Origin of the sequence: Halomonas sp. MCCC 1A11062, from assembly GCF_021404355.1 — a bacterium.
GTDB lineage: Bacteria > Pseudomonadota > Gammaproteobacteria > Pseudomonadales > Halomonadaceae > Halomonas > Halomonas aerodenitrificans.
In genome coordinates, this window is sequence record NZ_JABFTW010000016.1 from 60,834 (window position 1) to 81,729 (window position 20,896).

General features: G+C 64.8%; 21 protein-coding genes. 11 read left to right on the plus strand and 10 right to left on the minus strand.

Features of this window, described 5'->3' with window-relative positions; genetic code table 11:
- The first annotated feature begins 5 nt into the window (after positions 1 to 5).
- The 3 genes from HOP58_RS16285 (at position 6) to HOP58_RS16295 (ending at position 5,376) form a co-directional block, all read left to right on the plus strand.
- Positions 6 to 1,973, plus strand: coding sequence for a nucleoside-diphosphate sugar epimerase/dehydratase (locus tag HOP58_RS16285; protein ID WP_234260896.1), 1,968 nt, complete (start codon positions 6 to 8; stop codon positions 1,971 to 1,973).
- 137 nt (positions 1,974 to 2,110) lie between these two features.
- On the plus strand, positions 2,111 to 3,961 hold the full coding sequence (gene glmS / locus HOP58_RS16290) for a glutamine--fructose-6-phosphate transaminase (isomerizing) (RefSeq protein ID WP_234260897.1): 1,851 nt from the start codon (positions 2,111 to 2,113) through the stop codon (positions 3,959 to 3,961).
- A 140-nt stretch (positions 3,962 to 4,101) separates the two neighbouring features.
- Positions 4,102 to 5,376 (plus strand): O-antigen ligase family protein, encoded by a 1,275-nt coding sequence (locus tag HOP58_RS16295; RefSeq protein ID WP_234260898.1) that lies wholly within the window; start codon positions 4,102 to 4,104, stop codon positions 5,374 to 5,376.
- Here HOP58_RS16295 and HOP58_RS16300 read toward each other — a convergent pair.
- The 4 genes from HOP58_RS16300 to HOP58_RS16315 all read right to left on the minus strand — a co-directional run bounded on the left by HOP58_RS16300 (position 5,364) and on the right by HOP58_RS16315 (position 8,839).
- Positions 5,364 to 6,005: an alpha-ketoglutarate-dependent dioxygenase AlkB gene (locus tag HOP58_RS16300; RefSeq protein ID WP_010628654.1), complete on the minus strand. Its 642-nt coding sequence runs from the start codon at positions 6,003 to 6,005 to the stop codon at positions 5,364 to 5,366. The genes HOP58_RS16295 and HOP58_RS16300 overlap by 13 nt on opposite strands.
- A 14-nt stretch (positions 6,006 to 6,019) precedes the next feature.
- Positions 6,020 to 6,985: a LysM peptidoglycan-binding domain-containing protein gene (locus HOP58_RS16305; RefSeq protein WP_083861859.1), complete on the minus strand. Its 966-nt coding sequence runs from the start codon at positions 6,983 to 6,985 to the stop codon at positions 6,020 to 6,022.
- Positions 6,934 to 7,803, minus strand: coding sequence for an acyltransferase (locus tag HOP58_RS16310; RefSeq protein WP_234260899.1), 870 nt, complete (start codon positions 7,801 to 7,803; stop codon positions 6,934 to 6,936). The genes HOP58_RS16305 and HOP58_RS16310 overlap by 52 nt, the downstream gene beginning before the upstream one ends.
- Before the next feature lie 139 nt (positions 7,804 to 7,942).
- Positions 7,943 to 8,839 carry a LysR family transcriptional regulator gene (locus HOP58_RS16315; RefSeq protein ID WP_103968008.1) on the minus strand — a complete coding sequence of 299 codons (897 nt, stop codon included), beginning with the start codon at positions 8,837 to 8,839 and terminating at the stop codon, positions 7,943 to 7,945.
- 130 nt (positions 8,840 to 8,969) lie between these two features.
- Here HOP58_RS16315 and HOP58_RS16320 point away from each other — a divergent pair, with 130 nt between their 5' ends.
- Positions 8,970 to 9,671 (plus strand): CoA transferase subunit A, encoded by a 702-nt coding sequence (locus HOP58_RS16320; protein ID WP_010628650.1) that lies wholly within the window; start codon positions 8,970 to 8,972, stop codon positions 9,669 to 9,671.
- A gap of 75 nt (positions 9,672 to 9,746) precedes the next feature.
- A complete protein-coding gene (locus HOP58_RS16325) occupies positions 9,747 to 10,406 on the plus strand; it encodes a CoA transferase subunit B (RefSeq protein ID WP_234260900.1) in 660 nt (219 codons plus the stop codon).
- A 225-nt stretch (positions 10,407 to 10,631) separates the two neighbouring features.
- Here the strand turns inward: HOP58_RS16325 and HOP58_RS16330 are convergent, their stop codons facing one another.
- From HOP58_RS16330 to HOP58_RS16340, 3 genes are all read right to left on the minus strand, one after another.
- Positions 10,632 to 11,399: a DUF1338 family protein gene (locus tag HOP58_RS16330; RefSeq protein WP_234254058.1), complete on the minus strand. Its 768-nt coding sequence runs from the start codon at positions 11,397 to 11,399 to the stop codon at positions 10,632 to 10,634.
- Between the two features lie 148 nt (positions 11,400 to 11,547).
- The gene (locus HOP58_RS16335) at positions 11,548 to 11,808 is read right to left on the minus strand and encodes a GrxA family glutaredoxin (protein WP_234260901.1); all 261 of its coding nucleotides are present in this window, start codon (positions 11,806 to 11,808) and stop codon (positions 11,548 to 11,550) included.
- A 137-nt stretch (positions 11,809 to 11,945) separates the two neighbouring features.
- The gene (locus tag HOP58_RS16340; RefSeq protein ID WP_234260902.1) at positions 11,946 to 12,767 is read right to left on the minus strand and encodes an inositol monophosphatase family protein; all 822 of its coding nucleotides are present in this window, start codon (positions 12,765 to 12,767) and stop codon (positions 11,946 to 11,948) included.
- Positions 12,768 to 12,880: 113 nt separating this feature from the next.
- On the opposite strand from HOP58_RS16340, the gene hybE reads away from it, so the two are divergent.
- Together hybE and HOP58_RS16350 are read left to right on the plus strand one after the other, a co-directional pair.
- Positions 12,881 to 13,327, plus strand: a complete 447-nt coding sequence (gene hybE / locus HOP58_RS16345) for a [NiFe]-hydrogenase assembly chaperone HybE (protein WP_234260903.1) — start codon at positions 12,881 to 12,883, stop codon at positions 13,325 to 13,327.
- An 84-nt stretch (positions 13,328 to 13,411) separates the two neighbouring features.
- A complete protein-coding gene (locus HOP58_RS16350) occupies positions 13,412 to 14,185 on the plus strand; it encodes a 3-hydroxybutyrate dehydrogenase (protein WP_234260904.1) in 774 nt (257 codons plus the stop codon).
- 245 nt (positions 14,186 to 14,430) lie between these two features.
- On the opposite strand, the gene HOP58_RS16355 is transcribed toward HOP58_RS16350, so the two are convergent.
- The gene (locus tag HOP58_RS16355; protein WP_234260905.1) at positions 14,431 to 14,970 is read right to left on the minus strand and encodes a response regulator transcription factor; all 540 of its coding nucleotides are present in this window, start codon (positions 14,968 to 14,970) and stop codon (positions 14,431 to 14,433) included.
- 14 nt (positions 14,971 to 14,984) lie between these two features.
- A complete protein-coding gene (locus HOP58_RS16360; RefSeq protein ID WP_010628643.1) occupies positions 14,985 to 16,250 on the minus strand; it encodes an ATP-binding protein in 1,266 nt (421 codons plus the stop codon).
- Positions 16,251 to 16,435: 185 nt separating this feature from the next.
- On the opposite strand from HOP58_RS16360, the gene prfC reads away from it, so the two are divergent.
- Both prfC and HOP58_RS16370 read left to right on the plus strand, forming a co-directional pair.
- Positions 16,436 to 18,025 carry a peptide chain release factor 3 gene (gene prfC, locus HOP58_RS16365; RefSeq protein ID WP_234260906.1) on the plus strand — a complete coding sequence of 530 codons (1,590 nt, stop codon included), beginning with the start codon at positions 16,436 to 16,438 and terminating at the stop codon, positions 18,023 to 18,025.
- A 192-nt stretch (positions 18,026 to 18,217) separates the two neighbouring features.
- A complete protein-coding gene (locus tag HOP58_RS16370) occupies positions 18,218 to 18,997 on the plus strand; it encodes a TatD family hydrolase (RefSeq protein ID WP_234260907.1) in 780 nt (259 codons plus the stop codon).
- Here HOP58_RS16370 and HOP58_RS16375 read toward each other — a convergent pair.
- Complete coding sequence (locus tag HOP58_RS16375) at positions 18,994 to 20,022, minus strand: folate-binding protein (RefSeq protein ID WP_234260908.1); 1,029 nt, start codon at positions 20,020 to 20,022, stop codon at positions 18,994 to 18,996. The genes HOP58_RS16370 and HOP58_RS16375 overlap by 4 nt on opposite strands.
- Positions 20,023 to 20,160: 138 nt before the next feature.
- Between HOP58_RS16375 and HOP58_RS16380 the strand changes: the two genes are divergently transcribed.
- A complete protein-coding gene (locus HOP58_RS16380; protein ID WP_103968000.1) occupies positions 20,161 to 20,358 on the plus strand; it encodes a hypothetical protein in 198 nt (65 codons plus the stop codon).
- Positions 20,359 to 20,403: 45 nt separating this feature from the next.
- The gene (locus tag HOP58_RS16385) at positions 20,404 to 20,823 is read left to right on the plus strand and encodes an OsmC family protein (protein WP_234254049.1); all 420 of its coding nucleotides are present in this window, start codon (positions 20,404 to 20,406) and stop codon (positions 20,821 to 20,823) included.
- Positions 20,824 to 20,896 lie beyond the last annotated feature (73 nt).

A 20,896-nucleotide genomic window follows, 5' to 3' on the forward strand; every position in this document is an offset into this window, starting at 1 on the left:
ACGTCATGCGAAACCTGCTGCAATCCCTGTTCCGCCTGCCGCGTCGTCAGAAGCGCACCATCCAGTTGATGGTGGACTGCGTACTGATCGCGGCGAGCTTTCTGCTGGCCATGCTGCTGCGCCTGGAGAGCTGGACACCTCTCTCCGAAGCGAGCACCTGGTTGGCGCTGCTGGTGCTGATTCCGCTGAGCCTGGCGATCTACGTCAGGCTGGGCTTCTATCGTGCGGTGATCCGCTATCTCGGTCCCAAGGCGATTCGCGCGGTGGTGATCGGGGTGGTGGTCTCGGCGCTGTCGCTGGCGCTGGCGAGCTACCTGTTCGCCCTGGGGATTCCGCGCAGCGTGCCGTTCATCTACGCCATGCTGGCGCTGTTGACCATCGGTGGGGTGCGTTTCGGTCTGCGTGCCATGTACCTGCGAAGTCAGATTCGCCACAAGCCGCGGGTGGTGATCTACGGTGCCGGCTCGGCGGGGCGTCAGTTGGCGGCGTCGCTCAACCACGGTCAGGAGTACCTGCCGATCGCCTTCGTCGACGATGCGCTGAGCCTGCAGAACACCTACATCGAAGGGCTCAAGGTCTATCCGCCGCGCCAGCTCGGCTATCTGGCCGATACCTACGGGGCCGAGCGCGTGCTGTTGGCCGTGCCCAGCGCCAGTCGGGCGCGGCGTCGTGAAATCCTGGCCGAGCTGGAGCCTCAGGGCTTCCCGGTGCAGACGATTCCCGGCGTGGTCGACATGGTCACCGGACGCGCCCGCATCAGCGAGGTGCGCGACGTGGCGGTGGAGGATCTGTTGGGACGTGATCCGGTGCCGCCCAATCCCACCCTGATGGATGCCAACATTCGCGGCAAGGTCGTGCTGGTGACCGGCGCGGGCGGCTCCATCGGCTCCGAGCTGTGTCGTCAGATCCTGCGGCACGCTCCCGGGCGCCTGCTGCTGCTCGATATCTCTGAGTTCGCGCTCTACCGCATCGAGCAGGATCTGCTGGGCATTGCCGCCGAGGAGGGGCTCGAGGTGCGCGTCGAGGCGCTGATGGGCTCGGTGCAGCACCGTCAGCGTCTGACCACCGTGATGAAGGCCTACGAAGTGCAGACGGTCTATCACGCCGCGGCCTACAAGCACGTGCCGATGGTGGAGCACAACGTGGTCGAGGGGGTGCAGAACAATGTCTTCGGCACGCTCTCGGCGGCGCGCTCGGCGATCGATGCCGGGGTCGAGACCTTCGTACTGGTCTCCACCGACAAGGCGGTGCGACCGACCAACGTGATGGGCACCACCAAGCGCCTGGCCGAGCTGGTCTGTCAGGCCTTCGCCCGACAGCAGGAGGCCACTCGCTTCTGCATGGTGCGTTTCGGCAACGTGCTGGGCTCCAGCGGCTCGGTAGTGCCGCTGTTTCGCCAGCAGATCCAGGCCGGCGGGCCGATCACCGTGACGCACCCGGACATCACGCGCTTCTTCATGACCATTCCCGAGGCGGCTCAGCTGGTGATCCAGGCCGGGGCCATGGCCCGTGGCGGCGATGTGTTCGTGCTCGACATGGGCGAGCCGGTGCGCATCGCCGATCTGGCGCGGCAGATGGTCCGCCTGTCGGGGCTCAAGGTGCGCGACGAACGCAATCCCGACGGCGACATCGCCATCGCCTACAGCGGACTGCGGCCGGGGGAGAAGCTCTACGAGGAGCTGCTGGTGGGCGACGACGTCGCTGCCACATCGCATCCGCGCATCATGACCGCTCAGGAAGTGTTCTGGGAGTGGCCGCGTCTCGAGAACTTCCTCGACCGCTTGTTCGAGGCATGCCGCAACTTCCACCACGACGGCATTCGGCGCTTGCTGCTCGAAGCGCCCACGGCCTACCGCCCGGAGGGCGGCATCGTCGATCTGGTATGGCTGGAGAAGCGCCGCCGCGAAGTGCTGGAGCCGGTGTCGAGCGCGGCGGTAACCCCGCTGCGACCGGTGCTCGAGCGCCATAAGTAACAGGTTTGTCTGGGGCCGTCGGACCGGGATGTCCGACGGCTGGTCCTCGTCGTAGCCGCAGCATCGTAGCGCGAATTCATTAGCCCCTGGTTAGTGCCCGCGATTCCTGGTCGCGGCGCCTTCATGGAGAAGAGAACATGTGTGGCATCGTAGCTGCCGTGAGTACGGACAACGTTCTGCCCATTCTGATGGAAGGACTCAAGCGCCTCGAGTACCGAGGTTACGATTCGGCGGGCGTCGCCCTGGTGGAAGCGCCCGGCAAGCTGGGCCGAGCCCGTGAGGTGGGCAAGGTGGCGGCGCTGGAGCGGTTGCTCACGGCCGCACCGCTGACCGGCATGGCCGGCGTGGCCCACACCCGCTGGGCGACCCATGGCGAGCCGAGCCAGGACAATGCACACCCCCACGTGTCGGGGCGTGTCGCCGTGGTTCACAACGGCATCATCGAGAACCATCAGGCGCTCAAGGCCGAGCTGGTGGCCGATGGCTATGTCTTCACTTCCGCCACCGATACCGAGGTGGTGGCGCACCTGGTCGAGCGTGAGCTGAAGACCCGAGGTGAGCTGCTGGCCGCGGTCGACGCCGTGGTGGCACGTCTCGAAGGTGCTTACGCCCTAGGTGTGATCGATGCCGACAGGCCCGATCGCGTCGTCGGCGCACGGCATGGCAGCCCCCTGGTGGTCGGCATTGCCGAGCAGGGATGCTATCTGGGCTCCGACCCCCTGGCACTGCTCAAGGTGACCGACCGCTTCATCTATCTGGATGATGGCGACCTGGTGGAGGCCACTCGTGAAGGCTGCGTCGTGCACGCGCTAGATGCCGCGGGCCGGCGCCAGCCTGTAGTGCGGGAAGTGCTGCGCTACGAACACGATGACATGGTGGCAGGCAAGGGCGAGTTCGAGCACTACATGCTCAAGGAGATTCACGAGCAGCCGGTTGCCGTGGCCAACGCGCTGGAAGGCCGGCTGGGCAGTGACCGGGTGCTGGTCGAAGCCTTCGGTCCGCGGGCTCGTACGCTACTGAGCGAAGCCCGTCAGATCCACCTGGTGGCCTGCGGCACCAGCTATCATGCCGCCATGGTAGCGCGCTACTGGATCGAATCCCTGGCCGGCGTTGCCTGTCAGGTGGAGATTGCCTCCGAGTATCGCTACCGCGACGTGGCGGCACCGCCCGGGACCCTGCTGTTGACGCTCTCCCAGTCGGGGGAGACCGCCGACACCCTGGCCGCGCTGCGCCATGCTCGCAAGTGTCGCCCGGACCGCTACATCGGGGCACTATCGATCTGCAACGTGCCGGGCAGTTCGCTGGTGCGCGAGTCCGATCTCAGCCTGATGACCCATGCCGGGCCCGAGATCGGAGTGGCGTCGACCAAGGCCTTCACTACCCAGCTGACCTCGCTGATGCTGGTAGCGCTGGGCTTGCGTCAGCTGCGTGGGGGCGATGAGGAACTGACCGCCAGAGTCGTTCATCATCTGCGTTATTTGCCCACACTGCTCGGCGATACGCTCAAGCTCGAAGGCGAGATCGCCAGCCTGGCCAAGCGCTTCTCCGATTACCGCCATACCCTGTTCCTGGGGCGGGGCGCACAGATGCCCATCGCCATGGAGGGGGCGCTGAAGCTCAAGGAGATCTCCTACATTCACGCCGAGGCCTATGCGGCGGGTGAACTGAAGCACGGTCCGCTGGCGTTGATCGATGCCAGCATGCCGGTGGTAGCGCTGGCGCCCAAGGACGAACTGCTCGAGAAGCTCAAGTCCAACTTGCAGGAGGTTCGTGCCCGCGGTGGCCAGCTGCTGGTGTTTGCCGACCCGGAAAGCGGGCTGGAGCAGGGCGATGGCATGACGGTGGTAAAGGTCCCCGGCTGCTGTCGTTTCCTGGCACCGATTGCCTACACCGTGCCGCTTCAGCTGCTCGCTTATCATGTGGCGGTGGCGCGTGGCACCGACGTGGACCAGCCCCGTAACCTGGCGAAATCCGTTACCGTGGAATAAACGACGCCATGGGGTGCGCCATTCTCTATTCTGAGAGATGACGTGTTCCGAGAGGTGGCGTGGTGGTCGGCGCCGGGGAGGCCAGGAAGGCCTGACCCCGGCGCCGCTGACGGCAGTGCATCCACGGACGAGCTTTTGCCATGATCGAAAACGATTCCTATCGACCGCTGTCCGGTGGCTTGCCGCGACAGGCGAAAATGCAATGTCAGGCCTGGCTCGGGGCCGCGGCCATGCTGCTGTTGGGGGCAGGGCTGCTGGTGCTGCCTTGGGTGACCCTGGTCGGGGTGCCGCTGCTGTTGCTGGCAGCGGCCTGGCTCGCCGCCGAGAAACAGATCGAGGCCTTCCCGCAACGGGAGGATCTGTTGCTGGTCCTGGCCTTGAGCGCTCAGGGTCTGGTCTGGATCGGCATGCTGCTGGTACACGGCGAGGGCGCCGAGGGACTGGCCGACGCCTGGCCCTTTGCGCTTGGCCTGATCGTGCTGGTGGCCTTCTCCCGGGTACGGGTGGCAGCCACCTGGCTGTGGGGCGGACTGGCGCTGGGCAGTTTGGCAGCCGGGAGCTGGGCGGCGTGGCAGCGGATCATCGAGCGCACCTCCAGGGCCGACGGGCATGAGCCGTTGCATGCCATTCTGTTCGGCAACCTGGGCTTGTTGATGGGGTTGCTGTGTCTGGCGGGGCTGAGCTGGTCATTTGCCCGCCGCGAGCGCTGGCCCTGGTCGCTGTTGCTGATTGCCGGCGGTCTGGCGGGGTTGATCACCTCGGCCCTGTCCGGTTCCCGTGGCGGTTGGATCGGTCTGCCGTTGGCCATCTGGGTGCTCTATCGTGGGCATGGCCGGCGCCTCCCGCTGAGCTGGCGCATGACGTTGATGGCGGCGCTGGTGACCCTGCTGGGCAGTCTCTACGTGATGCCGCAGACCGGTGTCGCCTCGCGGGTCGACAATGCCGTTACCAGTCTGCGCCACTATGTGGCGGGCGATGACGACATGAACTCGGTCAGTGCCAGGCTGGAAATGTGGCGGGGTTCGTCGCAATTGATCCTGGAGCGGCCGCTGATGGGCTGGGGTTCCAGCGGCTACCAGATCGCCATGTGGGAACGGGGCGCCGAAGGGATGCAGCATCCTTCGCTGGCGCGCCACTGGCACGCCCACAACGAGGTGCTGGATGCCTGGGTCAAGCGCGGCGTGCCCGGGCTCCTTGCTCTGCTGGGCCTCTATTTCGCTCCCCTATGGCTGTTCGCCCGTGGAGTGGGGGCCGGCTCGGGGGAGCGCCGCGCCCTGGCCGTGGCGGGCACGCTGGTGCCGGTGGCGTTCATCGATTTCGGTTTGACCTACTGCTTTCTGGCATACCCTGCTGGAAGCCTGATCTACGCCCTGTTGATTGCCACGCTATGGGGGCTTTACCGTCAGGCGCGCTGATCGTCTGTTGAAGCGTCTCCGGCCGGTGCCAGGATCTGGCGGAAGGTCAGGCTGATGCGCAGCCCGGGAATGCGCCGGGGCAACAGCGCATGCTGCAGGTGACTCTGACAGCCGGGCCCCATGACCAGCAGGCTGTCGTGGGGCAGCCAGACGTTGAATGGCTCGCCTTCACCCCGCTTCCAGCGAAAGCGCAGCGGCCTCTCGGCGCCCAGCGAGAGGGCGGCGATGACGGGCTGGCGCCCCAGCTCCGGCTCGTCGTCGCTGTGCCAGCCCATGCGCTCATGACCATCCTCATAGCGGTTCAACAGTACGCTGTTGAAGCGTACCCTCAATCCCAGTTCCTCCAGCAGAGTGGCGACCCTGTCGCGTAGCGCCGCTACCCTGGGGTGCCAGGGTTCGGGCTGGAAATCTCGCCCGGAATAGCGATAGCGGGCTTCGCTATCGCCCATCCATACCTGGCTGCGCGGTATCGGATGTTCGCGACCGTACAGCTTCAAGGCAGGACGCTGCCAGGCCAGCTCGCTGTCCAGTGTCGCGAGCGCCCGGTCGGCTTCGGATTCGCCGAGCACACCCTGGCAACGGTACAGGGCGGGTGATGCCGTGAGCCGTTGCCATTCCGCCGTCGTCATCTCTCCTGGCTCTCCTAGCGCAGTACCCGACGGGGGTCGATGGGCTTGCCGCCGAGGCGCATGTCGAACAGCAGGTCGAAACGCTCCGTGGCATTGCTGAAACCGACATCGCACAGCGGTGTGCCCCGCGTGACGCGAGCGCCGTCTGCTACCAGCACGTTGTCGCACAGGGCATAGACGCTCTGCAGGTTGTCGGCGTGGTGCACGATCACCACGCGGCCGAGCTGGCGCATGCTGCCGGCGAAGCGTACGTCGCCGTCCGCCACTGCCTTGGCCTGCGCGCCGCGGTTCGTGGCCAACAGCATCGGCTGCAGGGTGCCGTGATTGTCGGCGCCGTAGGCGCGCACGATGCGATAGTCATCCAGCGGCCAGGGCCAGTTGCGCGCCGAAGAGGGAATGTTGCCGGTAGCGGGTGGCGGCGGTGTGGAAGTCGGCGCCGGGGCGCTGGCACTGCTCGGACGGCTGGCCGCCGCACCCGACGAGCTCGCTGTAGCCGCGGCGCCGCCGCGCAGCGGTACCTGGATGACCTGGCCTACCCGCAGCCGCGTCGGCTCCACCCCGGGGTTGGCGGACTGGATACGTGCCGGCGTGGTGCCGAAGCGTCGGGCCACGGCCGAATAGGTGTCGCCGGGACGAATCTGGTAACGATAGGGGCCACCCGAGGGGGCGCGCTCCTGCTGGGTGGGAATCAGCAGGCGCTGACCCACCGCCAGGCGGTTGGGATTGACGTCGGGATTGAAGCGTTGCAGACGGGCCAAGGGCACGTCGGCGCGTGCCGCAATGCTGCCCAAGGTATCGCCGCGCTGAACCACGACCCAACCGCCAGAGATGCCTGGAGTGTCGCTGCGTTGGGGATCGCTGCTGCGCTGAACGCTGCCGCTGGGCGAGGCGCAGCCGGCCAGGAGCAATGACAGAGTGCAGAGCAGTGTCAGCGCGAATCGAGCGCCTGGTCTTTTTCCTGCCACAGGGCGTTCAGCCATGTATGGAAGCGTTCCTTGTAGTGCGGGTCGTCATGGTAACGGCTGTCGAGCATCCATTCGGGGACGTCGAGACGTCGGGCATCGAGCGTAATCCGGCCTTCGCGGCCGCACAGGAAGCCCCAGAAGGTCGGCTGGGGATTCTCGTAGTGCAGCGTGACGTCGAGGATACCGTCGAGCTGTTCGCCCAGGTGGCTCAGCACCTGGGCGATACCGCCGGCCTTGGGGCGAAGCAGGTGGCGGAATGGGCTATTTTGCGCGTCACGCTTGGCCGGGGTAAATCGGGTACCTTCAACGAAGTTGAAGATCGCCAGTGGCATCTCGCGAGCTCGCTTGCACATCAGTTCGGTGGCCTTGCGGTCGATGTCGGCGAGCTGCGGGCGACGCGCGATCTGCTCGCGGCTGTAGCGGCGCATGAAAGGGTATTCGAGTGCCCACCAGGCAAGGCCGACGATGGGAATCCAGATGAGCTGCTGCTTGAGGAAGAAGCGCGGCATGGGAATGCGCCGGTGCAGCACCATCAACAGCATGAAGATATCGGTCCAGCTGCGGTGATTGGAGATCACCAGCCAGCGCTGCTCGGGCGACAGCCCTTCGGGAAGGGTCGCATCGAGCTGCGGCTTCAGCCAGTGGCGCATCCACCACAGGTTGCAGCCGATCCAGTTCAGCGCCACGCCATTCAAACCGCGTAGTACGATCAAGCGCAGCGCACGAGTCGGGGTGATCAGCTTGAGCAGGGTCAACAGAATCAGGGGAATCGACCAGAACAGGGTGGTGATCACCAGCAGCAGTACGCTGATTGGCCCTTTGAGGGGCGCCATACCTGACTCCTTGACCTTGGGAAGCATTGCACAAATGACTGCGCGAGCGAATCGCTCGGCGATTTGTTCAGCGCTTCCCTTGTATGTGACGGTTAGGCGCACATGCTAATGGATCGTGCCGATGCTGCCCAGCCATACATTATGTGGGGGGCGACTCGCACAGCGTCGTCTGCAGCACTTCGTGCAGCGCCCGTGCAGCGATGGAGAGTTCCTGCCCGGCGCCCAGCACGATACCCACGGTGCGCCGGATCTGCGGCTCGAACAGCGGCACGCAGCGCGCGCCGAGTTCGTGCATCTGTTCGCGGCACAGCGAGGGCACGGCGCTGACGCCAAGCCCGCTCGCCACCATGCGACCCACCGTGGCCAGCTGATGGCTCTCGAAAGCTACCGGCAGTTCGGACTGCTGTCTGGCCAGCGCCTGCTCCAGCAGGATGCGCACCATGGAAGGGCGTTGCAGGGTGATGAAGTCATGGGCCAGCAGTGCCTTCCAGTCGACCGACTCGGCTTCTGCCAGGGGCGAATCGGGCGGCAGCACGGCGACGAAGGTGTCGTCGAACAGCGGCAGGAAGTCGATGCCTTCGCGAGTCTCGGGCTCGAAGGCGATACCGAGCTCGACCTGGCGTTGGCGCACCATGTCGATCACCTGCTCGTTGATCACGTCATGCACGGTCACGTTGACCCGGGGGAAGCGCAGCCGGAAGCGGCGCAATGCACGCGGTAGCCGATTGCAGGCGATGGAAGGCATGGCGGCCAGTGCCACCCGCCCGAGTTGCAGCGTGAAACGCTGGCGCAGCAGCTCCTCGGCGTTGTCCCAGTCGGCCAGCAGGCGCTTGGCCAGAGGCAGCAGGGTCTCGCCTTCGGGGGTCAGCCTTACGCTGCGCGTGCTGCGAATCAGCAGCGGACCGCCCAGGGTCTCCTCGAGCCCCTTGATGGCCAGGCTCAATGCCGGCTGTGACAGGTGGAGTCGCTCGCAGGCCTGAGTGAAACTGAGCGTCTGGGCCACGGCCAGGAAGGCGCGCAGCTGTTTGATGGTCATGTCGTGCTGCCTATTTTATAAGCTATCCATATCAATTGATAAGAAAAACAAACTTAACAAATATATTGGCGGGGTCAACACTGGTCAGGTACTTTCATTTCACCACTTCACAACAAGACGAGGCTTTGCGATGTCAGGTTTCGACAAGCGCGTGTATTCCTACGAAGAAGCGATGGACGGCATCGAAAGCGGCATGACCGTGGTTGCCGGCGGCTTCGGCCTGTGCGGGATCCCGGAAAACCTGATTGCCGAGGTCAAGCGTCGCGGCGTCAAGGATCTCACCGTCATCTCCAACAACTGCGGCGTCGACGGCTTCGGCCTGGGCCTGCTGCTGGAAGACAAGCAGATCAAGCGCTTCTACGCCTCCTACGTCGGCGAGAATGCCCTGTTCGAGCAGCAGATGCTCAACGAAGAGATCGAAGTGATCCTGACCCCCCAGGGCACCCTGGCCGAGAAGATGCGCGCCGGCGGCGCCGGGATTCCTGCCTTCTACACGGCAACCGGCTACGGCACGCCGATCGGTGAGGGCAAGGAGGTGCGCGAGTTCAACGGTCGCCATTACATCCTCGAGGAGGCGTTCCACGCCGATTTCGCCATCGTCAAAGGCTGGAAGGCCGACCGCTACGGCAACGTGGTGTATCGCGATACGGCGCAGAACTTCAACCCGCTGGCCGCTACCTGCGGCAAGATCACCGTGGTGGAGGTCGAGGAGATCGTCGAGCCGGGTGAGCTGCGCCCCGACCAGATCCATACGCCGGGTATCTACGTCGACCGCATCATCCAGGGCACTTTCGAGAAGCGTATCGAGAAGCGCACGGTGCGCGAGGGCTGAGCCCGCCACCGCAGCAGCCGACAGTAACCGGCATCGAACGTATCGCTTCTCCACCGAACACAAGAGGCAAACAAGATGGCACTGACTCGCGAACAGATGGCACAGCGCGTGGCACAAGAGCTCAAAGACGGTTTCTACGTCAACCTGGGTATCGGTATTCCCACGCTGGTGGCCAATTACGTACCGGACGGCATCGACGTGATGCTGCAATCGGAAAACGGCCTGCTCGGCATGGGGCGCTTCCCCACCGAGGACGAGGTCGATCCGGACATGATCAATGCCGGTAAGCAGACCGTGACGGCCCGCCCTGGTGCGGCCATCTTCAACTCCGCAGAATCTTTCGCCATGATCCGTGGCGGCCATGTCGACCTGACCGTGCTCGGCGCCTTCGAGGTGGATCAGGAGGGCAACATCGCCTCGTGGATGGTGCCCGGCAAGCTGATCAAGGGCATGGGCGGCGCCATGGATCTGGTGGCAGGTGCCGAGAACATCATCTGTACCATGACCCATGCCTCCAAGCACGGCGAATCCAAGCTGCTCGAGAAGTGCACGCTGCCGCTGACCGGCGCCGGTTGCATCAACCGTGTGCTCACCGACCTCGCTTACCTGGAGATCGAGAACGGCGCCTTCGTCCTCAAGGAGCGCGCCCCGGGAGTGAGCGTGGAAGAGATCGTCGAGAAGACCGTTGGCAAGCTGATCGTGCCTGACCACGTGCCGGAAATGACCTTCGACTGACGCGCCAGCGGCCCAGCAACGTACACGAGCCGATCGGCGATGCCGGTCGGTCCGGCTGAGGCACCAAGGCCCGAGCCCTCATTCAGAGCTCGGGCCTTTCCATTACTGGGGGGTGATGAATTTATGACCAGCCTGAGCGAAGCGCGCCGCTATCGGAATGTAGCTGCTTGTCACACTGTCTTGCACAGCGTTATCCACAATTTCTGTGGATAACGCGGGCGGCCCTCAGGTGATCTCGCAACGTGTGTGGTGGGGCAGCAGGAGTTCCACGGCACGCTCGTGGTCGCTGCTCAGGCGCTTCTGCATCAGGGCGAGGCCGCCCAGGCAGATACGGTGTTCGTCCCCTTCGGCGAAGGCCAGGCGCTGCGAACAGGTCGGGTAGAAGCGGTACTCGAGCAGTGGCGATACGGGGAAGATGCCGTGCTGGCGCTCTTCGCTGCCTTCGAGTCCGGCAGCCGCGAGGGCATCGTCGAGCAGCTCGAAGCGGTTGCCCAGTCGTTCGCAGTCGAAACCGGCGTGATGCACGCTGGGCCCCATGACGGCAATCCAGGCTGCCAGTGGATGGGCGTCATGGAGCGTGAGGTAATCACTCCAGCTGGGCATGGCCCAGGGACGCCCGCGGCACAGCAGGTTCTTGCCCCGGGTGTCCTGGGGATGGGTGCGACTCACCAGCTCGGTCAGCTTTTCCCGCGGCTCCCGCGACAGCGTGCCGAGCTGGAGCTCCGCAAGCACCAGCCAGGTGCCATCTTCCGGCGGTGCCAGCAGACACACCAGCAGACCGCGGTCGGCCATGGCATAGCGATGCACGGGGCGGTAGCCGAGGTGGCCCAGCGTCGGCAGCATGTCCTGCGTGCTGAAGGGAGGCTGGCTGAGCGTGAGCAGGGTCAGGTATTCGACCGGTGCATCCGTCGGCCACAGGCGAAGCATTCCCACATCAGGATGATGGTGGATGTAATCGAGCCAGAGTTGCTGCAGGAATTCTTCCCGTTGCATCGTGCGGTTCCTTTGTCCGGATGCGCCTCGTATTGGACTTCAGTATAGGGGCTGGCCAGGAACGGCTTTCAACGCGGGGGGAACGTTAAACGGGAATTGAACGCTAGCGCCGGGCCGGCATCGTTACCGGCGCCAGCGTTCGGTAGGCTCATGCCATCAGGGCATTGTCACGCACGTACTGGTCGAACTCGGTGAAGCCGCCGACATGGTCCTGGTCGATGAAGATCTGGGGCACGGTCGACACCGGCTTGCCGATGGTCTTCTCCAGGTCGGCCTTGCTGATACCTTCGGCCCAGATGTCCACATAGCGGTGTCCTTCGATCACGTTGGCGCTTTCCAGGCGCTGGGCGAGGTCCTGGGCGCGCACGCAGAAGGGGCAGCCGGGACGACCGAAGATGACCACGAACATAGAAGATGTCTCCTGAAGATGTTTTGTCTGGCGCCATTGTGACGGATGAGGGCCACCGGGGCCAATAGGACGCTGCTAGTGCCACGATTATGCTGTGCTATTGCCGCGGCTGTGTATTGCCGCGGTAAACGGCATGCTCAGTCATAGCGAAGTTCGTTGGCGTCGGCGGCGCGCAGCAGATCCCCCAGCTCGGCGTGAATCTCGGGTGCGCTGACCAGTATGTTCTCGCCGTAGAGATCTTCCGGAATGCCCTTGGGGCAGGGGTAGAGATGGCCGGTACGGGCCCCGGCTTCGCGGGCGATCAGCACGCCGGCGGCGAAGTCCCAGGGCGAAACGCTCTCGTAGTAGGCATCCAGCCGGCCGCAGGCGACGTCGCACAGATCGAGGGCGGCGGAGCCGTTGCGGCGTACGTCCTGACAGTGCTCCAGCACGGCCATCAGGCGTCGCATCAGCGGCGGGCGGCTGTCGCGCCGGTAGGGAAAGCCGGTAGCGACCAGGCAGCGCTGCAGGTTGCCCGTGCGGCTGGAATGGATCGGCTTGCCGTTGCACCAGGCTCCTTGGCCGTAGAGGGCGGTGTAGGTTTCACCGAGAAACGGTGCATGCACCACGCCGAGACGCGTCTTGCCTTCACTGACCCAGGCAATGGAAACGGCGACGTGGCGCAGGCCGTGAGCGAAGTTGACGGTGCCGTCGATGGGGTCGATGACCCACAGTGACTCGGCCGTGCTCATCACCTCGCGGTCGGGCGCCAGCTCTTCGCTCAGTCGCTGTTCGCCGGGCAGGCTGGCCTCCAGGCGCTCGCCGATCAATGTGTCCACGGCCACGTCCACGTCGGTGACCAGCTCCTGTCCGTTCTTGAGCTGCTGATTGAAGGCTTGGCCATTCCTGGCCGCCACGATTTTCTCGCCGGCTTCCCGGGCGATGTCGACGGCAAGTTCGAGACGCTGCTGGGGGAGCATGGGCATTCCTCGTCGCTCATGGACCTGCCAGAATAGCAGCCATGAGGCGTTCTGCCGAACGGGGTGTCCGTGCCCACCTGCCCCGTATTCACCTACATGGAAAGGAGCATGCCATGCTGGCCCCGACGCCCGAGCAATACCGGCGCCTGAACGAGATGGCCGAGGCCTGGCGGCGGCGACAGGGTGCCGCACTCGAAGCGACATCGGCCGCCAACCCGCTGCTGGATGTCGATGCACTGTGCTTTCAGGCCAGCCCCGACCAAGGCGAGGCGTCTGTCGGGCGCGACTACCTGGTGGGCGCCCTCGTCAGCCCCGTCTCGCTGTCGCTGGTGCTGTTTCCTGCCTTTGCCAGCGCACGGGCACCTGCGGAAGGTGAGCGGAGAGCGTTCGATCTACCCTCGGGCCGCTATCCCTTCGTTGCCGAAGTGCTGGACGCTGATCTCTGGCTGTGGCGCTGCGAGCTGCTCGACGATCTGAGCGACCTGGAGTCCCGCGAGGAGGGTAGCCGTCTGGCCCAGCGGCTGATGGAAAAGGTCATGACCCCCGCTGCTGATGGATAAGACTTCCGGCGGGCTGGTCGTGGCCGTGACCCCCGGCTTATGCTGGGGATCAGGTCTTCCATCCTCGTGTAGAAGGATTTACCCATGAGTAATACAACCGCTACCGTGCCACGCGTTGCCCTGGTGACGGGAACCGCCAGCGGCATCGGCGAGGCCGTGGTGCATCAATTTCGCGAGCTCGGCCATCAGGTGCTGGCCGTCGACTTCAACGATCAGGCCAAGGCCAAGGCCGATGCCGTGGGTGCGGCGTTCTTCCAGGCCGATCTCAGCGACGGTGAGGCGTGCAAGGCGGCCGTGGCGGAGGCGATCAAGCGTTTCGGCAAGGTCGATATCCTGGTCAACAATGCCGGCATTCAGCACGTCTCGCCGATAGAGGACTTTCCCGAGGCCAAGTGGCGCCAGATCATCGATCTGATGCTGACGGCGCCTTTCCTGCTGACCCAGGCCGTATGGCCTTCCATGCGCGAGAACGGCTGGGGGCGTATCGTCAACATCGCCTCGGTGCATGCCCAGGTCGCCTCGCCGGGCAAGTCGGCCTATATCAGTGCCAAGCACGGCATGATCGGGCTGACCAAGACGGCGGCGCTGGAGGGCGGCCCCCAGGGCATCACGGCCAACGCCATCTGTCCGGCCTACGTGAAGACGCCGCTGGTGGAGAATCAGATCGCCGATCAGGCCCGGCTGCACAACATGGACGAGCAGGACGTGGTGCAGCAGATCATGCTCAAGAATGCCGCGGTGAAGCGCCTGATCGATCCCGAGGAAGTGTCGGCGCTGGTGGCCTACCTGGCCTCGGATGCGGCAGGCGCGGTGACCGGCTCGAGCTGGAATATTGATCTTGGTTGGACGGCTCAATGACATATGCCCGCGGCTTTTCCGGCGACAGGTCTCGCGGAGGCGCTGTGAACCCATCCCTGGGCGCTATATTTGCCCTGCTGCGCTCTCGCATCCTGCTCCGCTTGCAGGACCGGTGCTGGCCATCCATGGCCAGCCCGTTCGGAGCAGTGCTCCTCACCCCTGGCAAATAACCTCCGCTACGACCTGTCCCCGGCGCCGCTCGCCTGGGTGGCGCTAAGCCAGTGCAGGGCCTTGCTGAACAACGACTACCGCCGCACCGGGCGCTTCTGCAGTTTGCGTTGCAGGGTGCGGCGGTGCATGCCCAGGGCGCGGGCGGTGGCGGAGATGTTGCCGTCGTGTTCCTGCAGCACCTTCTGGATGTGCTCCCAGGCGATGCGGTTGATCGAGGGCGGCGATTCCGCCACTTCGGCATCCGGATCGCCCTGCTGCTGGTCGAGGGCCGCGAGGATCTCGTCGGCATCGGCCGGCTTGCACAGGTAGTTGACGGCGCCGAGCTTGATCGCCTCCACCGCGGTGGCGATGCTCGAGTAGCCCGTCAGCACCACGATGCGGCAACTGGGCACCACGTTGAGCAGTTCGGGCAGCAGCTTCAGGCCCGAGCTGTGCTCCAGCTTGAGGTCCAGGGTGGCCAGCTCGGGGCGGTGGCGGCGGGCCAGGCTCAGCGCCTGCTCCGCGTCGTGGGCCACCAGCACCTCGTATCCGCGCCTGCCCAGGGCGCGTGACAGCACGTGACAGAACATTTCGTCGTCATCGACGATCAGCAGGCGTGTTTCGGCGTCTTGCATGGCGTCCTCGTCGCTCAGGGCTCGCTGTGCGGCAGGATCACTTCGGTCAGCGTCCCCCCGTCAGGATGATTATACAGGCTAACACCGCCGCCGAAGCGGTTGATGGTGGCGTGGGTCAGGAACAGGCCGATGCCGAGCCCCTTGCTCTTGGTCGAGACGAAGGTTTCGCCTAGTTGGTCAGCGATGTCCAGGCTGACGCCGGGGCCGTGGTCGCGAATGTCGATGATGGCCTCTTCGTCGTTCCAGTCCAGGCGAATGCTTACGTCGTCGGGGTTGGCATCGGCAGCGTTGTTGAGCAGGTTGGTGATGGCCTGATCCAGCGTGGTGTCGACCTTGAGCCAGGGCGTACCGCGCTGCTCGGCGATCTCCAGGCGATGGCTGACGTCGGGACGCAGCACCAGCCAGCGCTGCACGACGCCTTGCAGCCACTCCCGGGCATCGCACACCTCGGGTTCGGCCATGCGCCTGCGGTCGGTGCTTTCCACCAGGTGGCGCAGGCGCGACTTGCACACGTCCACCTGGCGGCGCAGCAGCTCGATGTCCTCGATCAGTGCGGGGTCGTCCTTGGCGTCTTCGCGCATCTCGCTGAGCAGTACCGCCATCGTCGACAGCGGTGTGCCCAGCTCGTGGGCGGTGCCGGCCGCCTGGGTGGCCACCGCCACGATCTGCTCGTTGCGCAGCGCCGCTTCGCGGGTCTGGGAGAGGGCCCGCTCACGGCTGCGCAGGGCGTGGGCCATCTTGTAGATGAAGAAGGTCACCAGGCCCGCCGAGAGACCGAAGTTGATCCACATGCCGAGGATGTGAAGATTGACCCCCACGGCGTCGTAGTAGTGGGCGAACTGAGGGACCGGGTGATAGACCCACATCAGCAAGGTGTACGACCCCATGGCGGCGCTGGCGATGATCCAGGCGTAGCGCCAGGGCAGGGTGGCGGCGGCGATGGTCACCGGCACCAGGTAGTAGTTGATGAAGGGGTTGCTGGAGCCGCCGGTGAGATAGAACAGCAGGGTGAGGCCGATGGTGTCGGCCAGCAGATGCAGCACGTACTCGGTGTGGCTGACCGCCCACTGGCGGCCCAGGCGCCACCAGGTGAAGAGGTTGACCAGCCCCATGCAGACGATCACCCCAATTACCGCCGCCACTTCGATCTCGAAATGCAGCAGCTCGACGCCGACGATGGTGGCGATCAGAAAGCCGGTCCAGGTGATGCCGCGTACCAGGGTCAGACGCACCAGGTTGCGGCTGGGGGTCGAGAGCGGCAGGGGCGGGGCGGTTGGCATGAGGGCTCCAGCGAAGAATCCGCCCACATGATACCTTGTTGTGCCTGCCGGCGGGCAGGTGGACGGCCTTGGCATGCGCTTTCGGTGTCGCTGCCCTACAACTGCGCGGGGCAAAGCCGTAGAATGCGGCCCACTGCTCATTCACGCACTGCCGCAGGCGGTGCCACTAGACGAATTCGAGACTGATGTCAGACGCCGATCTGGCCCGCGAAGTCGGGCTGCGTAGAACCTTTGCGATCATCTCGCACCCCGACGCGGGCAAGACCACCATCACCGAGAAGATGCTGCTGTTCGGAAACGCGATTCAGCTGGCCGGCTCGGTGAAGAGCAAGCGCAACGACCGCCACGCCACTTCCGATTGGATGAAGATGGAGCAGGAGCGGGGCATCTCCGTGACCACCTCGGTGATGCAGTTCCCCTACGGCGGGCGCATGGTCAACCTGCTCGACACCCCGGGGCACGAGGACTTCTCCGAGGATACCTACCGCACGCTGACGGCGGTGGACTCGGCGCTGATGGTCATCGACGGCGCCAAGGGTGTCGAGGACCGTACCATCAAGCTGATGGAGGTCTGTCGCCTGCGCACCACGCCGATTCTCACCTTCGTCAACAAGATGGACCGCGACATCCGCGATCCCATCGAGGTGATGGACGAGGTGGAGACGGTGCTGAACATCCAGTGCGCGCCGATGACCTGGCCGATCGGCATGGGCCGTCACTTCAAGGGGGTCTACCACCTCTATAACGACGTGATCCATCTCTATACCCAGGGCCAGGGCAGCCGTATCCCCGATGACAAGCGCATCGAGGGACTCGACAACCCCGAGGTCGACACGGTGCTCGGCGCGGAAGCGGCCGAGGAGCTGCGCATGGAGGTGGAGCTGGTCCGTGGCGCTTCCCATGAGTTCGATCTCGAGGCCTACCGCCGCGGCGAGCTGACCCCGGTCTACTTCGGTACCGCCATGGGCAACTTCGGCGTGCGCGAGATGCTCGACGGCTTCGTCGAGTATGCCCCACCGCCGCAGCCCCGCGAGACCGATACCCGCACCGTCGAGGCCAACGACGGCCGCTTCACCGGTTTCGTGTTCAAGATCCAGGCCAACATGGACCCGAAGCACCGCGACCGTATCGCCTTCCTGCGGGTCTGTTCGGGCAAGTACGAGAAGAACATGAAGATGCGCCACGTGCGCATCGGCAAGGACGTCAAGATCGCCGACGCCCTGACCTTCATGGCCTCCGACCGCGCCCACGTGGAAGAGGCCTGGCCCGGCGACATCATTGGCCTGCACAACCACGGCACCATACAGATCGGCGATACCTTCACCATGGGCGAGGACATGCGCTTCACCGGCATTCCCCACTTCGCCCCGGAGCTGTTCAAGCGCGTGCAGCTCAAGGATCCGCTGAAGCTCAAGGCGCTGCAGAAAGGCTTGCAGCAGCTCTCCGAAGAGGGCGCCACCCAGCTGTTCCAGCCGCTGGACAATAACGACCTGATCCTCGGCGCCGTGGGTACCCTGCAGTTCGACGTGGTCGCCCACCGGCTCAAGGAGGAGTACAAGGTCGACTGCGTCTATGAGCCGGTCAACGTGCAGACCGCACGCTGGATCTACTGCGACGATGCCAAGAAGCTCGAGGAGTTCAAGCGCAAGGCGAGCGCCAACCTGGCGCTGGATGGCGGCGGTTACCTGACCTACATTGCCCCCACAAGGGTCAATCTGCAGATGACCCAGGAGCGCTGGCCGGAGATACGCTTCGCCGCCACCCGCGAACACTAGGCTTTGCCTGAAAACTGCCTGCGCTTGGCCATACGGCGTTAAAAAACAGCTCAAAGTACTCATTTACACTATGTAAACTCCGTCTTTTCGCTGTTTTTTGCCTTGTCTGGCCTTCGCTCGCCGACTTTTCAGACCAAGCCTAGCCATCATCCCTTCGTCAGGGACGACGAAGGAGCTGCCAAGGAGAGCGACGTGCTGATCGACGCCCACTGCCATCTCGACTTCGAGGCCTTCGACGACGACCGCGAGGCGATGTTCGAACGCGCCAGGGCGGCCGGTATCGGTCATTTCCTGGTGCCGGGCACCACCCGCGAGCACTGGCCCGCCGTGCTGGCGCTGGGCGCGCGTGACGACGTGCACGTCAGTCTGGGGCTGCATCCCTACTTCATGCACGAACACGGCGAAGGCGACGTCGAAGCACTGGCTGGCCTACTGGACGAACACCCCGAAGTGCGGGCGCTGGGCGAGTGCGGCATCGATGCGCGCTTCGAGGAGACCCTCGACGACCAGTGGCAGCTGTTCGATGCCCAACTGCGGCTGGCCAAGGCGCGCCGGCTGCCGGTGGTGATTCACTGCGTGCATGCCAACGACAAGGTCTCCAAGCGCCTGCGCCAGCTCGACCTGCCGGCGGGCGGCTTGATTCACGCCTTCGCCGGCTCGCCGGACCAGGCCTGGAAGTTTCTCGATCTCGGCTTCGTGGTGGGGCTGGGCGGTGCGGTCACCTACGAGCGCGCTCAGCGCCTGTGGCGCGCAGTGAAGAGCCTGCCCGAGGATGGCTTCGTGCTGGAGACCGATAGCCCCGACATGCCGCTGTGCGGCTACCAGGGGCAGCGCAACGAGCCGGCGCGGATCGTTCAGGTATGCGAGATGGTGGCAAAGCTACGCGGCGAGACGCCCGAGGCGGTCGCCGCACAAAGTACGGCGACCGCGGGGAGAGTCTTCGGCTTGGACCTGGGCGAGGGTGCGGCCTAGGCCAGACTCTCCGGATCGAGCCGTTCGATCGGGTAGGGCAGAGGAAGCGGGGTCACGCTACGATTCTCGATGCTGAGCGGGCCGATCTCCTCACGGGTGGTCAGCACGGCGAGCAGCTCGACGCCACCCTCGTTGTCGCACTCCGCGGCGATCACTTCGCCGGTGTTCTTGCCATTCTCGTCGACGATGGCGCTGCCCAGTTCCGGCAACTGCTCGCCCTCGAGCCGACAGTGGGCCAGACGCTTCTTCACCTGGCCGCGGAAGTGCGCGCGAGCCACCACCTCCTGGCCGGTGTAGCAGCCCTTCTTGAAACTGATGCCACCCAGCGCCTCCCAGTTGATCATCTGCGGCAACAGGGCGTCCTGGTGGGCGGCGGTGAGCCAGGCGAGCCCGGCCCGAATGTCCTGCAGGCACCACTCGGCGTTGCCTACCAGGGTCGCTTGATCGTTCAGGGCGCTGGCCGTTGCGATAGCCTGCTCCCGGGGTAGGCAGATCAACACGCGTGGCTGCGGCCCGGGATGAGCCAGTAGCTGGCGCTCCTCATCGCCGGCCTGATGCCACAGGCTGGGGGCTGCTGTGTCGAGATACCCGACCGCGACGGCCGGTGCGTCGGCACCGATCAATCCCAGCAGGGCCAGGTCGTCGCGTATCGCGAGTTCGCTCTTGTAGAACGGGGCGAACTTCTTCAGGTGATCGCGCAGCGGCTCCACCAGGTCACGGTGCAGGATCAGACGGTAGCGTTCGGGGCTGATGCGCAGCAGCTGGGCGTTAGCCAGCATGCGGCCCTTGGCGTTGCAGAAACAGGTCAAGGGTGCGAAGTCGCCCTTGGCCAGCTCGACCTGAGCGCTGGTCTGGCCCTGCAGCAGCTTGTCGGCAGCCTTGCCGACCACGTCGAGTACGGCGAGGTGGACGAGTGGCGTCACCTTGACGTTCGCCGCGGCCTGCTGGACGGGCTCGCCGATCTCGAACTCGACCCGTGAATCGCTCGTACGGCGCCCCTCCAGGGCGGTTGTCCAATCACTCATTATGCCTGTGGCTCCAGGTCGTCATGTCGGGGGTATATCGTTCGGTATGCGGGCGGCGAGGGCGGATTGCAAGCGGTGTCGCACCGCAACGCTCATGTTAGACTGCTTATTACCTTATTCCACGCTAGGGAGTCATGCATGCCGCATCAATCGCTCGATTTCACCGGTGTGGAAAACGCCGAACAGGTGAATCGCATTACTACTGCCCTGATGATGGTGGATGGGGTGGAGAGTGCCGAGGTGGGGCGCCACGGTGCCGAGGTGGAAGGTCGCGTCAGTCGCGAGGCGCTGATCCGTGCCGTCGAGGCGCTCAAGCTGCCCATCCAGGTCAAGTAACACCCATCCAGCCGCACCCATCCAGCTGCAAGAGCGGAGCGTACAATGAAAGAGACCATCGAGATCGTCAGCGAGCGGAATCGTATCTTGCGCCAGCGGGTGCGGATAGCGGGCTTCGAGGACCTTTACGTCGACGTACCCAAGGCTTTCGGCGGTGAGGAGAGCGCCCCCGACCCCCACGACTATTTCGACCTCTCGCTGGGTGCCTGCAAGGCGATCACGGCGCAGATGTACGCCCAGCGCAAGCAGTGGCCGCTGGAGGGCGTCAGCGTCAGGGTCAATCGCGACGTCAGCGATGAACGCAAGGGCATTTATCGACTCGAAGTGGTGATGACCTTCCACGGCATCGAGGACGAGGCGCAGCGCCTGCGGCTGGAGGAGATCAGCCACAAGTGCCCCATCCACCGCCTCATGACCAGTTCCACCGTGGAAGTCACCACGCGCAGTGCCGTCGACGCGGCATGATGGCCGCCACGCTCCTATACTCACGGAGCTGCAGTGCTGAAGCATGGTCTTGAAGCATAGACCTGATGCACGG